Origin of the sequence: Neopusillimonas aromaticivorans, assembly GCF_030344915.1 — a bacterium.
Lineage (GTDB): Bacteria > Pseudomonadota > Gammaproteobacteria > Burkholderiales > Burkholderiaceae_B > Neopusillimonas > Neopusillimonas aromaticivorans.
Genome location: NZ_CP128233.1, coordinates 359,230 through 372,235 on the forward strand (window position 1 = coordinate 359,230; position 13,006 = coordinate 372,235).

General features: G+C 54.7%; 12 protein-coding genes, 1 tRNA gene and 2 pseudogenes. 11 read left to right on the plus strand and 4 right to left on the minus strand.

The features are described 5' to 3' along the window. Positions 1 to 23 precede the first annotated feature (23 nt). A pseudogene (locus tag N7E01_RS01770) lies at positions 24 to 1,171 on the minus strand (alpha-hydroxy acid oxidase). A 403-nt stretch (positions 1,172 to 1,574) separates the two neighbouring features. On the opposite strand from N7E01_RS01770, the gene N7E01_RS01775 reads away from it, so the two are divergent. Further along, positions 1,575 to 1,651: transfer RNA gene (locus tag N7E01_RS01775), tRNA-Arg, on the plus strand. A gap of 237 nt (positions 1,652 to 1,888) precedes the next feature. Here the strand turns inward: N7E01_RS01775 and N7E01_RS01780 are convergent. From N7E01_RS01780 to N7E01_RS01790, 3 genes are read right to left on the minus strand one after another with little or no spacing between them, the layout of a single operon-like run. Continuing rightward, positions 1,889 to 2,500, minus strand: coding sequence for a response regulator transcription factor (locus N7E01_RS01780; protein WP_289174336.1), 612 nt, complete (start codon positions 2,498 to 2,500; stop codon positions 1,889 to 1,891). Next, complete coding sequence (locus tag N7E01_RS01785) at positions 2,497 to 2,952, minus strand: sensor histidine kinase (protein WP_289174339.1); 456 nt, start codon at positions 2,950 to 2,952, stop codon at positions 2,497 to 2,499. The genes N7E01_RS01780 and N7E01_RS01785 overlap by 4 nt, the downstream gene beginning before the upstream one ends. Next, positions 2,940 to 4,139, minus strand: a complete 1,200-nt coding sequence (locus N7E01_RS01790) for a PAS domain S-box protein (protein WP_289174341.1) — start codon at positions 4,137 to 4,139, stop codon at positions 2,940 to 2,942. The genes N7E01_RS01785 and N7E01_RS01790 overlap by 13 nt, the downstream gene beginning before the upstream one ends. A gap of 240 nt (positions 4,140 to 4,379) precedes the next feature. Between N7E01_RS01790 and N7E01_RS01795 the strand changes: the two genes are divergently transcribed. The 10 genes and pseudogenes from N7E01_RS01795 to N7E01_RS01840 all read left to right on the plus strand — a co-directional run bounded on the left by N7E01_RS01795 (position 4,380) and on the right by N7E01_RS01840 (position 13,004). Next, entirely contained in the window at positions 4,380 to 5,417 is a 1,038-nt protein-coding gene (locus N7E01_RS01795) for a hydantoinase/oxoprolinase N-terminal domain-containing protein (RefSeq protein ID WP_289174343.1), read from the plus strand. After that, positions 5,381 to 6,115 (plus strand): hydantoinase/oxoprolinase family protein, encoded by a 735-nt coding sequence (locus tag N7E01_RS01800; RefSeq protein WP_289174345.1) that lies wholly within the window; start codon positions 5,381 to 5,383, stop codon positions 6,113 to 6,115. The genes N7E01_RS01795 and N7E01_RS01800 overlap by 37 nt, the downstream gene beginning before the upstream one ends. Before the next feature lie 250 nt (positions 6,116 to 6,365). Beyond that, positions 6,366 to 6,752 (plus strand): acetone carboxylase subunit gamma, encoded by a 387-nt coding sequence (locus N7E01_RS01805; RefSeq protein WP_289174347.1) that lies wholly within the window; start codon positions 6,366 to 6,368, stop codon positions 6,750 to 6,752. After that, complete coding sequence (locus tag N7E01_RS01810; protein ID WP_289174349.1) at positions 6,749 to 7,393, plus strand: hydantoinase/oxoprolinase N-terminal domain-containing protein; 645 nt, start codon at positions 6,749 to 6,751, stop codon at positions 7,391 to 7,393. Before N7E01_RS01805 ends, N7E01_RS01810 begins: the two co-directional genes overlap by 4 nt. Positions 7,394 to 7,437: 44 nt before the next feature. Further along, positions 7,438 to 9,038 (plus strand): annotated as a pseudogene (locus N7E01_RS01815) (hydantoinase/oxoprolinase family protein). Then, the gene (locus N7E01_RS01820; protein WP_289174353.1) at positions 8,980 to 9,402 is read left to right on the plus strand and encodes a hypothetical protein; all 423 of its coding nucleotides are present in this window, start codon (positions 8,980 to 8,982) and stop codon (positions 9,400 to 9,402) included. Before N7E01_RS01815 ends, N7E01_RS01820 begins: the two are co-directional and overlap by 59 nt. Further along, on the plus strand, positions 9,300 to 10,571 hold the full coding sequence (locus N7E01_RS01825) for a hydantoinase B/oxoprolinase family protein (RefSeq protein WP_289175707.1): 1,272 nt from the start codon (positions 9,300 to 9,302) through the stop codon (positions 10,569 to 10,571). The genes N7E01_RS01820 and N7E01_RS01825 overlap by 103 nt, the downstream gene beginning before the upstream one ends. Before the next feature lie 5 nt (positions 10,572 to 10,576). After that, positions 10,577 to 11,038: a hypothetical protein gene (locus N7E01_RS01830; RefSeq protein WP_289174355.1), complete on the plus strand. Its 462-nt coding sequence runs from the start codon at positions 10,577 to 10,579 to the stop codon at positions 11,036 to 11,038. 281 nt (positions 11,039 to 11,319) lie between these two features. Beyond that, a complete protein-coding gene (locus tag N7E01_RS01835; RefSeq protein ID WP_289174356.1) occupies positions 11,320 to 11,925 on the plus strand; it encodes a uroporphyrinogen decarboxylase/cobalamine-independent methonine synthase family protein in 606 nt (201 codons plus the stop codon). After that, positions 11,820 to 13,004, plus strand: coding sequence for a CobW family GTP-binding protein (locus N7E01_RS01840; RefSeq protein WP_289174358.1), 1,185 nt, complete (start codon positions 11,820 to 11,822; stop codon positions 13,002 to 13,004). Before N7E01_RS01835 ends, N7E01_RS01840 begins: the two co-directional genes overlap by 106 nt. Positions 13,005 to 13,006 lie beyond the last annotated feature (2 nt).

A 13,006-nucleotide genomic window follows, 5' to 3' on the forward strand; every position in this document is an offset into this window, starting at 1 on the left:
TTGCCTTGCCAACACCATTTGAATCAGTATGGACGCAGGATACTGGAATCAACCTTCTTGATATCGTTATGTCCGCAAAAAGCCATCGTAATATCCAGCTCTTTGGCAATAATCTCGAGACAGCGGGTTACCCCCGCTTCGCCGGCGGCCCCCAGCCCGTATAAAAATGACCTGCCGATCAGGGTGCCCTTTGCGCCAAGGGCGATAGCCCGCAAGACATCCTGCCCCGAACGGATACCGCTATCCATCCAGACTTCGGTTCGATTCCCGATGGCATCCACAATTTCAGGCAAGATACTGATCGGGGACGGTGCGCCATCCAGTTGACGCCCGCCATGATTCGAGACCACGATCGCATCAGCCCCTGCATCGGCAGCCGCCAGCGCATCCTCGACCTCCATCACACCCTTGAGCACCAACTTTCCGCCCCACAGGTCTTTAATGCGCTTGATGTCATCCCAATTGAGACGCGGATCAAATTGCTCGGCAGTCCAGGCTCCAAGCGACGAAACATCGGTTACCCCTTGGCATGACCGACGATATTACGGAATGTGCGCCGATGCGTCTGGGCCATGCCCAGGCACCATTGCGGCTTGGTCGCCAGATTCAAAAGATTGCGCAACGTGGGTTTGGGCGGTGCAGTCAGCCCATTCTTGATGTCCTTGTGACGCTGACCCATGACCTGCAAGTCCAGCGTCACCACCAACGCAGAACACTGCGCTGCCTGTGCACGCTGGATCAGGCTTTTCATGAAATCTTTGTCGCGCATCACATACAGCTGGAACCAGAACGGGGCCTGAGTGAACCCGGCGACATCCTCAATCGAACAAATGCTCATGGTGGACAGGGTGAACGGTACGCCAAAACGATGCGCCGCACGCGCGGCAAGCATTTCACCGTTGGCATGCACCATGCCCGTGAGTCCGGTAGGGGCAATCGCCACCGGCATGGCCACGTCTTGCCCCAGCAGCGTCGTACGAAGCGACCGATGTTCGATATCGACCGCGACACGCTGCCGGAACTGCAAACGCTGGAAGTCTGCCTCGTTGGCGCGCAGAGTGCTTTCGGTCCAGGACCCCGACGCCACATAATCGTAGAACATGCCCGGCACACGCCGCTTCGCGGCACGGTGCAAATCTTCCACACACGTCAGTTTCGACAAATCAGCCACGACAGTTCTCCTGGATGCGATGTGCGCCCTGCCCTGCGACAACACCGCAAGGCCGCATGACGCGTCAACAAAACGCACCCGTTAAATGAGGTAAATAATGAATCCAGGTGCAATTATAGGAAGGCCGTGTCTTTTACGCGGCAGACAACGTGAAACGGATGAGTTTTTTTGAATGATTGCCTGCCCTGTTTGTTAAGCAAACCTATTCTTTTACATCGCGGCAGACCTGTTTTTCACATTATGGTGGCACTTTTCATATTTTCCGTGTTATAGTTGCGGCCTTCGCGAAACAACGTCGATGTAAAAAACCTGCCGCACAACGGTTAGGGGCCCAGAAAAAACAAAATTTTTTCAGGCCTACATGACACACAAAAAAGTTGTGTTATAGTTTCGCTTCTTTACAGCGGCTGTAGCTCAGTTGGATAGAGTACTTGGCTACGAACCAAGGGGTCGTGGGTTCGAATCCTGCCAGCCGCGCCAGAATACAGGGGCTTCCGAAAAACTTCGGAAGCCCCTTTTGGTTTTTGTTGATTTTAAAAAATATTCGGGCTTCACCTCATTATCGGGAGCTGCACATTAATCAGACACGGTGAGTCTCGCCGTTCCAACCGCACTGTGCCAAGACCCGCATGCGGTAATTTTTAAAGTTCCTAAACCCATCCGCACGGCGTGAGAGCATTTCCATTTGCCACTGCAAGATCGTAGATTCACTACCGCTCAGTGTAAATGGTCTTTCAGTTTTCGCATCAATTCCGGTACGGTCTTGATCTGCATTTTCCGCAAAATATTGGCCCGATGAACATCTACCGTCTTGGGACTCAGCTCAAGCAGGCGTGCAGCCTCTTTACTGGTGTACCCCTTCAGCAAGGCTTCCAGGACCTCTGCTTCCCGGGCAGACAGCAACCCAAGCAAGTGCTGTACGTGAGCACGATGGGCATTCTGACTGAAACGATCCTGAGCTTCTCGCAGCAATCGATTGGACACATCCAGGAATTCTTGTGGATTGAACGGTTTTTGCAGAAAATCCATCGCCCCGTGCCGTATGGCAGTTACCGCCGCCGGCACATCGCCATGGGCTGACAGAAAGACAATGGGCACATCAAGGCCCATCGACAACAAACGCTGCTGCACTTCCAGACCGCTGACCTTAGGCATGCGCAAATCGACGACACCACAAACAGGGTCGGTGGCCATCTGTACGGCCTCGATGAACGCATCGGGGCTCTGAAATGCCTTACAACTGATATTGACCGACTCAAGCAACCAGACCAAAGCTTCGGTCACTTCCTTTTCGTCATCAAGTAAAAAAATACGCGCAAGCAGGCTCATATAGATATCAACCGTGGAAGTGTGACCCGAAAACTCGCTCCGTTCTCTTCATTTGAAAAACGTAATGAACCTCCACCGGACTCAACAATATTTCGACAAATTTTCAGGCCCATACCCAACCCGGATAATTTGGTTGTGAAATACGGATCGAACAATTTTTCAACCAGTTCAGGAGGAACGCCAGGACCATGGTCGCGAACTTCAATAAAGACCTGTTTCTCGGAAACAGCTCCGATCGAAACGGCAAGACGACGCACCGCCACAGGAAGATTCGCCATTGCTTCAAGCGCATTCACAACAAGATTGACAATGACCTGCTGCACTTCGACATCGTTGGCATAAACATGCAAAGGCTCATCCGCGACAACCACATCGAGCTGGGCCTCTGTGAGCTTCAGATGCATGGCCAGCAGTCCAAGCGTATGATCCAGCACCGTTTTCAGATCAAGCACCTTCTGGTCAACCTTCCTGCGCGATACAAACCCCGGACGTTACCAATGATCTTGCTGGCACTATCAAGATGCAAAGCAATTTTGTCGATCGCCTCAAGCAGTTCGGGCTTGTCGTGTAATTCGGTACCCAGACGGTGCCTGACCCCGCTGATATAGCTTTGGCATGCGTTCAATGGCTGGCCTAACTCGTGGGCCATGGCCGAAGCAATTTGCCCCATCAGTGATAACCGTGCTGCATGCGCCAGATGTTGCTGCTGCTCATGCTCGCGTTCACGCGCCCGTTTGATTTCCGTAACATCCTCGAAAGTGAAAATCGCCCCTAGTTCATGGCTAGCCAACGCCGTGGCAATCATGGAAAGTTCACGCAAGCCACCTGAATTTGACTGCCAGACCAGCGTACTTCGATCAATTTTCCGACGTTCGGATGGACGATGCTGTTGCACGAACTGTGCAAGTGACATAGTGGTTCCGTCTGGCTGAAGTACACGTGAAGTGTCGTTTAACAAATGCATAAGCTCTATGCGCGACCTTGCTGCGGCAAGACTCTGTGTCGCCTGATTGATTTCAACAATCTCACCCTGGCGATTTGTAACAAGTACGCCAACCGGCAAATGACGAAAAAGCGCCCGATATTTTTCACGACTGGCCACCAAATCAAACTGCAAGGCCTGACGGCGCTCTACCTCGAGACGCAGCGCCTGATTGGTGCGCCTGAGATTCATTGTGCGACGCTCAATGATCTGCTCAAGCCTTTGATTGGTGCGCTTCAGCGCATCAACCGCGTTTCTTTGCTCTGTCACGTCCTGGACCACCCATACGGACGCCTCGTCTGAAGACGCGACATGCAACCGCTGGGCAGACATCAAGCACCAGATCAAGGAGCCATCTTTTCTGACCAATGGCCTTTCGATCGTAAAGTCATCGTTTTCGGCTTGCAAATCATAGCGCCGCAGGACTTCGTCGTAATCATCCTGACACGGATACAAAAACCGGGCCGTCTTCCCGCGAAAGTCACCCGGCAAATAGCCAAAAATGGAATGCATTCGTTCGTTGGACCAAACAAAGCGCCAGCCAACCATATAACTGATGCCGACAATCGTGCTGCTTAACAGTTTCTCGTAGGGAAATGCCTCACCAAGTAGGGAAAGGGATTCCAGCTCTTTCAGGGTATGTGCAAGTGAGGACATTGTCGTTATTTATGGTCAGGCCTTCATGCGGTCTTTTCATAGTGACCCGCACAGGTCACACCTGTCAAGCAGACAGATTTACCTATTTTTTCTGACAGTAGGAATGCTGCGCTGCATTAAGAATTTCGCTTACCGCGTTGGGAACCGCACCCAATAGCCCCTCTACTCCGAACCCATACCATAAAGCCATCACCGGCAGTACCAGCAGCACCCGCGACAATAAAAACTTCTGGAGACAACATGCTTACTGTTGACATTGATACTGGTGGCACCATGACCGATGCGCTCGTGTCCAACGGTGTCTTGCGCCACTCTTTCAAAGTGGACACTACACCCCACGACTACACCGTATCCTTCACACATTGCCTGACCGAAGCGGCCAAAGCGCTAGATTTCCCCGACGTCGAAACGTTCCTGCGCGAAGTCGGCATCATTCGCTGGTCATCCACTATCACCACCAACGTGCTGGCCGAAAGACGCGGTGCCAAAGTCGGCCTACTCGTCGACAAGGGGCACGAAAAAGACCTCTATGGCCAGGGCGTGTCACGCGTTGTCGGCGAAATTGTGGACGACAGCAACATCATTGGTCTTTCGCAAAACCCATCGCCAACCGAAGTTTTGGCAGCCGTAAAAGAGTTGCTGGAAGGTGGCGTACGACGCATTTGCATCTGTCTCAAAGACAGTTTCCCGGACAACGCCCGCGAACGCCGAATCAAGGAAATCATCGAAGACCAATACCCCGACCACATTATCGGCGCTGTACCCGTATTGCTGGGCAGCGAAATGGTTGCCTTGCGGCATGACCAGACGCGGGTGCATTACTCGCTGATGAATGCCTACACCCACAACCAGCTCGCCAATTCGCTGTTCAAGGCCGAAGACATTCTGCGCGATGATTACCGTTGGAATGGCCCGCTGCTGGTCGGCCATACCAATGGCGGCGTCGCCCGCATTGGTAAAACCAAGGCGGTCGACACCATCGAATCAGGCCCGGTATTTGGTGTCTTTGGAGGAGCGCATATGGCACAAGCCTATCAGCTGGCCAATGCCGTCTGCTTCGACGTTGGTGGTACCACCACCAAATGCTCCATCGTCAAAAATCAGGCTCCCGTATTCCAGCGCGGTGGCGAGCTCATGGAAACACCCGTCCAGTCGTCGTTCGCGATGCTGCGGTCCGCAGCGGTAGGGGAGGCTCGATTGCGCACGTCCAGAACGGGCTTGTGTCGCTGGGGCCGAAGAGCATGGGGGCCGCCCCGGGGCCAGCCTGCTATGGCCTAGGTGGAACCAAGCCCACACTTACCGATGCTCTTTTGGTACTGGGCTATCTAGACCCCAACAACTTCCTGGGTGGAAAACGAATCCTGCAAACCAGACTAGCCTACGAGGTCATTGAACGCGACATTGCCAAACCCTTAGGTATTTCAGTGGAAGTCGCTGCCCTTTCCATTCGGGACCAGGCCGTAGAAATCATGAAGGATCTGGTGCAAAGCACTTTAGCCGAGGCCCAACTGGACGCCGCCCAAGCCACCCTTTTCTCGTTCGGCGGCAATGGCCCCATGTTTGCCGCATTTCTGGCCGACAAGCTGCACATGAAAGACGCGTACGCATTTGACCTCGGACCAGTATTCAGCACCTTCGGATCTGCCGTCTCTGACGTCGTCCACGTCTACGAACATGGTGTCGCCGGGGGCTTCGAGGCTAGCCGGGTCGCCTCGGCCCTGAATGAACTTCGCAATCAGGCCCTACGTGACCTCAGGGGCGAGGGCTTCAACGTTGCCGATGCCGCCAGCACCGGGAAATTGACGTCGGCGAAAGCGACGATCAGGCCAACACCGTCAGTGTCTCTTTGCCCCTTGACACAAAAAGCGACCCTGCGGCTGCGCTGCACGCCGAGCTCGATGCTAAAGGGCTGTCTGGCCAACAAATGCTACTGGTGCGTCTTACAACGCGCCTGGCGCTCGATTCCCACGAAATAGCCCCGCTGACAGCCAGCTCAACCGGCCAAACACCCAATACACGCGTCGTCCATTTTGACGCTTCGGGTGGCAAAGCAACACCTGTAATTCAATGGGAATCGCTAAAGGCAGGCGCGTCACTGCATGGGCCGGCCGTGATTAATGGCGCCACGTTGACATGTCCACTGCCCCCGGCTGGTCGCTGGCCGTTGACGGCTACGGCAACGCCAAACTATCGCATCTTGCGTAACGACAATACCAGGAGACAAGCATGTACGAACGTCTGCGTTTTACTGAATATCTGGATCTCGATCTGAATGACGAACACTGGTATTGCCACGACTGCGGTACCAGGCTGATCTCAGCGCGTGAAAGCTACAAAAAGGGCTGCCTGGTGGCAGAACGTGAACCGAACGAAATCCACAATCCTGTCATTCAGGGGAACTACACCTTTGCCCCTGACAGTGACTGGGTCCGCATCATCGAATTCTACTGCCCCGGTTGTTCGCGCCAGATCGAAACGGAATACCTGCCCCCAGGTCACCCGATCACCGTTGACATTGAAGTCGACATCGACCGCCTGAAAAAGCGCCTGGAGCACGGTGACCTTGTCATCCGCGACGGTCGTTTGACGAAAACAGAAGGAGCCCGGGCATGAGCAACCATCACACCACAAACATCCACAAACAACTGGATTCGATCGACATTGATGTGGGAGGCACTTTCACCGATCTGGTGTTGACTCTTGATGGCGAACGCATCATTACCAAGTGCCCCACTACACCTCATGACCTGTCTATCGGTTTTATCGACGCGATTGAAGCCGTTGCTGACAAGGTTGGCCTAAGTATCGAAGAGCTGCTACCTCGCATCGGCATCCTTCGCTATTCAACAACCGTTGCACTGAACCGCCTGCTGCAACGTCAGGGTCCCCGCATTGGCCTGATTACAACCGAGGGACATGAAGATGCGATCCTGATTGGCAAGGGTGCACAATGGACAGACGGCCAACGGGTTGCCGAGCGGCGTAACCTTGCCATCCAGAACAAACCGCACCCGCTGATCGAACGTAGCCTGATTGTCGGTATACGCGAGCGTATCGACTCGAACGGCCAAGTCATTCGCCCGCTGGACGAAGAGGATGTGCGGCGCAAGCTGCGCACCCTGATGGATCGCGGCGCCCGGGCAATCGTGGTCTCGTTGTTATGGTCGTTCATGAACCCGGAGCACGAAAAAGGGTACGCCAGATCATTCGAGAAGAATACAAGGAATACCACATCGGCTTTGTACCGGTGGTGATCTCCAGTGCAGTAGTGGCCAAAATCGGCGAATATGAACGCACCATGACCGCAGTGCTTGACGCCTACCTGCAGCGTTCCATGCAAAATGATATTGGCGCCACCTGGGACAAACTGCGCGACAAAGGCTACCGAGGCGCCTTCCTGATGATTCACAACTCGGGTGGCAGTGCCGATATTTTCAAGACACCTGCTTCACGAACATTCAACGGGGGCCCTGTGGCAGGGTTAATGGGCTCAGCGTACTTTGCCTCGAAACTGGGCTACAAAAACGTCATCGCCGGCGATGTTGGCGGAACCAGCTTCGATGTCGCCCTGGTTGTCGAATCCAGCGTACGCAACTACACCTTCCGGCCGGTTATCGACAAATGGATGGTCAACGTCACCATGATGCAGACCATTTCGGTAGGGGCAGGTGGCGGGTCAATTGCCTCCATCGACCCTGAAAGCCGGCGTTTCGAGGTGGGTCCCCGCAGTGCCGGCTCAATGCCGGGCCCCGCATGCTACGACCTGGGCGGATCAGAACCTACCGTCACCGACGCCGATGTCGTCCTGGGCTACATCAACCCTGACAAATACTTTGGCGGGCAGATGCCGCTCAACAAGAGCAAAGCCGAAAAAGCGATTCGCGAACGCATCGCCGAACCACTGGGCATTGATGTCATTGCCGCCGCCGCCATGATCCGGCGTGTTTGCGACGAAAACATGGTGTCAGCCATAAAGCGTGAAGTTCATATGCGCGGCTATCACCCCGAAGACTTTGTTCTGTTTGCATTCGGCGGCGCTGGCCCCACCCACATGGCGGGCTTCAAGGCCGACGTCCCCAAGGCCGTTGTTTTCCCGGCTGCTCCCGTCTTTTGCGCCATGGGCTCATCCAGCATGGACATTGTCCATATGTACGAACAGTCGCGCCGCATGGTGTTCATGGAGCCGCTGACTGAAAGAATCGTGATTGATCGCGAATGCTTCAATGACGTGGTCGCGGACATGATCAGCAAAGCACGCGGCGAGCTGGCGGCAGAGGGCCTGAATGTTGATGATGCCATATATGCACTTGAACTGGATATGCTGTATGGCGGGCAGGTCAATCTTAAGCGCATGAGCTCACCGCGACTGAAAATCGAATCCGATGAAGACGCCCAACATATCTATGAAGCCTTTGAAAAGGAATTCTCTGAAGCCTTCAGCCCTCTTGTCGTCAACAAGCCCGGCGGCGTATTCCTCGACAACTTCGTTCTGCGCGCCACCGTTCCCACCGGAAACCCGCCATCCCGGAATATGAACTTGGCCCCGAAGACCCGTCTCATGCCTATGTGGAAAACCGTAGTGCCTGGTGGCCCGAAACCGGCAACTGGCAAGACACCCCAGTCTACGTCTTTGAAACGCTGGCACCCGGCAATGTCCTGACAGGCCCTGCCATCGCAGAAGCCGAGTTCACCACCATCGTGGTCCCCCCGGACAACGATTCAGTATTGACAAGCACGGCCTGGGCATTCTTGAGCCCGTTGTCGCCGCGCCCCCGCGCCGCCGCATTGGTTCGGCCCAAGTCGCTGTCAGCGTATAAAAAACAGATACCGGAGACACACAATGAGCATTCCAACCCTGGAACAAAAACTCGCCTGGCTCAAGCCAGCGCCTGCGTCTGAACGCGAACTCGAGCTGGCCGCCCAGCTCAGTGCTGCCGATTTTGAAATCGGTTTCCAACGCACCAACGATATCCTGGATGAAGGCATGGACGTTTTCGTGCGATCGTGCCGCTGCGCCATGGGTGTTGCCGGCGACTCGCTGGTAGCCATCATGACCGCCGAGGGTGACATCGTCAATGGCTCATGCGGCACCTACCTGCATGCTGTCATCCCCCGCTGGTCATCAAATACATCATGCATACGTACAAGGACAACCCGGGTATCAAAGACGGCGATCTATGGTTTGCCAACGATGCCGTTTACGGCGGCGTACACAACCCTGACCAAATGGTTTGCATGCCCGTATTTTATGAAGGTGAACTGATCGCCTGGACCGCCGCACTGGTACACACCACCGAAACGGGTGCCATTGAGCCAGGCGGAATGCCGGTTTCCGCAACGTCTCGATTTGAAGAAGGCATGAACCTGCCCCCGATGAAAATCGGCGAGAATTTTCAACTGCGCGACGATATTGTTTCCATGTTTATTGCGTTTGGTATCCGTGCGCCTTCCATGATTGCCGTCGACCTGAAAGCACGTTGTACCACCGCAGACCGTATCCGTACCCGTTTGCTGGAATTATGTGACCGCGAAGGGCCCGACTATGTGCGCGGGTTGTTCCGGCGCATGCTGCAAGTGGCCCAAGAAGGCGCTCGCCAGATTATCGACCTATGGCCCGATGGTAAATACCGGTGTGTCACCTTTTCAGACGCCGTCGGTCTGAAACAGGGGCTGGTCCGTTCATGCTTCATGACACTGGAAAAAAATGGTGACCGCATGATGGTCGACTTTTCAGAAACAGGCCCGGAAACACCATCGTCTTATAACGCTCACCCACAAGCGGCCATTGCCCACTTTTCCAACTATATCTACGAATATTTATTTCATTCGCTACCCATCAGCAACGGCACATTTGCCAACATTGACTTCAAGTTTGCGCCCAACACGTGCCTGAGTCCCGACGCTAAAGCCGCCACATCAAACTCGGTCATGATTGCAACCGGTGTTATGAGCGCAGTTCACAACACATGCGCCAAGGCCATGTTCTCCACGTCGCTCTGGCAACAATCAGGAGCCTCAATGGGCAACGGGGGCAATGCGCTGGTGCTGGCTGGCCTGAACCAATGGAACGCACCGTTCGCGGACATGCTGGCTTACTCGATCAACACTGAAGGTCAGGGTGCCCGCCCGGGTCAAGATGGCATGGATGCCTTCGGTTTCCCCTGGTGTGTTTTTGGCCGGGCACCCAACGTTGAGCAAGTCGAAAATGAGTTTCCATTGCTGGTGCCTTTGTCGAACCACTGGAAGGACTCGTGTGGGCACGGCAAATACCGCGGTGGCGTCGGTACGGCCCAAATGTGGGTGACGCACCACGTCCCCGCCGTCTACATGATGGCCATTGCAGACAACTCCAAGTTGCAAACACCACAACCCCTGTTCGGTGGCTATGCCCCTGCACGGTCCCGGGCATCGGTATCCGTGCTGCCAATGTAAAGCAAATGATGGCCGAAGGCGATGAGTCCCTGCAAATGGATGTGCAAGAGCTTCTGACACGGCGCCCCATTGACGGCAACTACGAAGCCGAGTTTCAGGGCCGTTCGGTACGTCCCTATAACGATGGTGACGTCATCACCTTTGCCTTTTCCACCGGAGGTACCGGCTACGGTGACCCGCTGGATCGCGATATTGAGTCGGTTGCCCTTGACCTTCAAAAAAGTGTCATCACGGTGGGTACAGCCAGGCAAATCTACAAAATCGTCTGGAACGAAGAAACGCAGCGGGTGGACGTCGAAGCGTCAGCAGAACTACGCCGGCAAGAACTGGATGCGCGACGCAAACGCGGGGTACCCTACGACACGTTCGAGACGGAATGGCTCAAGAAAAAGCCCTCTGATGAAATTCTGACCTACTACGGTTCGTGGCCAGATGCCAAAGTAGTTACACCGCTACAGCGTGCATGAAGGAGACCCGACATGGCCAACCTGACCGCCGAAGACTGGCGCAAACACATGAAAGACCTGGCCCGGAACCCGGCCAAACCCCACCCTCCTGTGTTTGCACCGTTACTGATGGCCTGCTCTGCCCAAATTGATGCAGTCGCAGTGACGGAGATGGTGAACAACGGAACGCAAATCCGCAAAAATCTGTCAGGTCTGGCACAAATGCTTTCCCTGAACGCTATCACCTGCTCGGTACCTTCAGGGCTTGAGGCCGAAGCCCTGGGGCCGCACTGGATTACGCCGTGTGGCCTCCGAAAATCGTTGCCGCCCCCGACCCGGCAGGCATCAACGATATCGCCAGCCAAACACATTCACGGAGGCTGGAAGCTTCACTTGACGCCACCCGACAACTGGTCGCAGGGGACCCCGATGGCCCGTTGCTGGTGGCTGCCCTGACAGGCCCTGCCACACTGGCAGCGCAATTACGCAGCGGTAACCCGGGTATGCCCGAAGAAGCACTGTTCGAACTAGTGGGCCAGGCATTGGCTTTTATCGCTCGGTCTTACGCCGAGGCAGGCATCAATATCGTGCAAGTGCACGAAACTGCCGATGCTTCCCTTGACAGCGCCCACTGGAAAAGCGCCCTGCGAACCATCGCCAACATCGCCCGCTTCCACCGGGTTCCGTTTATTGTCGCACTGGCCGGCAACAACCCTGCCTTGACGGCGGCACCGCTGCTAACCGCCACACCGGCACCCACTGCTGACACATATGGCCAACTATTTAATGCCAACCCGTCGAAATGGCCATCGAACCGGTCAGACGAGATACGCTGGGTAAGCACAGCCGACGATGCCCCTGCCGACTTCGATCTGGCCCAGCTAATGCGGATTGTTCAGACGCTTTAGCCGACACTGACGTCATTCAAAACAGGAATGCCATGAGCCGTATCTCCACACCCATCACTGTAATCACCGGATTTCTCGGGGCAGGAAAAACAACCCTGATCAACCGGATTCTTGCTGAAAACCACGGCGAACGTCTGGCCATCATTGAAAACGAGTTCGGAGAAACAGGTGTTGACGCCGAATTTCTTATCGCCCAACACGATGAAACCGTCATCCAGCTGGCCAACGGCTGTGTCTGCTGTACGGTGCGTGGTGATCTTGCAAACGCACTGAATCAGCTGGCGCAGCAAAAATCCCGCAATGACATTAGCTTTGACCGCGTCATTATTGAGACGACAGGCATGGCGGACCCTGGGCCGATACTCCAAACATTCCTGGCAGAAACTGCCATCTTGTCGCATTACCACCTTGATGGAATTGTCGCTTTAGTAGATGCTTTTCATGGGGATGCCCAGCTGGCAGTGCATATCGAAAACCGCGCCCAGGTTGCCTACGCGGACCGATTGCTGATTTCAAAAACAGACCTGGTGTCTGAAAGCGCGCTGGCCCAGTTGCAAGCGCATCTGCATCAGATCAACCCACGCGCGCCGATCCTACACCTGAACATTGTTGATTCACGTCTTGGTGATGTCATGCAATTTATGTTCGATGCCCGAGCCTACGCCTTTGACTACATTGCACCCGAGGACCTGAAACAACTCCAGACCGCGTCTTTATTTAGCAAGCCTGACGGACGGTTCAGACCGCTGAAGCAGCGTCATACTGAAGGCGTGGTATCTACAGTGTTTACCTCAAACCATCCCTTGGATCTTGAACGTCTGAACGGATTCATTGACGCCGCCACAGAACGCTACGGTACCAATCTGTGGCGATGCAAAGGGGTGGTTTACGCAGAAAACCACCGCATGCGTTTAATTGTTCAAGGCGTACAAAAACTCATACAAATTAGCGGTGGAACTATGTGGCGTCCCTACCAGCCCAAATCAACCATCCTGGTCTTTATTGGACAAGATCTTGACCCGGACTGGCTGGCCGAAGGTCTCACACAATGCGAAGCCGACACCGCCCAGGTTGTTTAAAC

Excerpts from the sequence above, each read along its gene's own strand:
- N7E01_RS01840 (WP_289174358.1), top strand. The coding sequence starts at position 11,820 with ATGGCCATCGAACCGGTCAGACGAGATACGCTGGGTAAGCACAGCCGA.
- N7E01_RS01780 (WP_289174336.1), bottom strand. The coding sequence starts at position 2,500 with ATGAGCCTGCTTGCGCGTATTTTTTTACTTGATGACGAAAAGGAAGTG.
- N7E01_RS01795 (WP_289174343.1), top strand. The coding sequence starts at position 4,380 with ATGCTTACTGTTGACATTGATACTGGTGGCACCATGACCGATGCGCTC.
- N7E01_RS01790 (WP_289174341.1), bottom strand. The coding sequence starts at position 4,139 with ATGTCCTCACTTGCACATACCCTGAAAGAGCTGGAATCCCTTTCCCTA.
- N7E01_RS01810 (WP_289174349.1), top strand. The coding sequence starts at position 6,749 with ATGAGCAACCATCACACCACAAACATCCACAAACAACTGGATTCGATC.
- N7E01_RS01805 (WP_289174347.1), top strand. The coding sequence starts at position 6,366 with ATGTACGAACGTCTGCGTTTTACTGAATATCTGGATCTCGATCTGAAT.
- N7E01_RS01800 (WP_289174345.1), top strand. The coding sequence starts at position 5,381 with ATGGGGGCCGCCCCGGGGCCAGCCTGCTATGGCCTAGGTGGAACCAAG.
- N7E01_RS01820 (WP_289174353.1), top strand. The coding sequence starts at position 8,980 with ATGAGCATTCCAACCCTGGAACAAAAACTCGCCTGGCTCAAGCCAGCG.
- N7E01_RS01830 (WP_289174355.1), top strand. The coding sequence starts at position 10,577 with ATGATGGCCGAAGGCGATGAGTCCCTGCAAATGGATGTGCAAGAGCTT.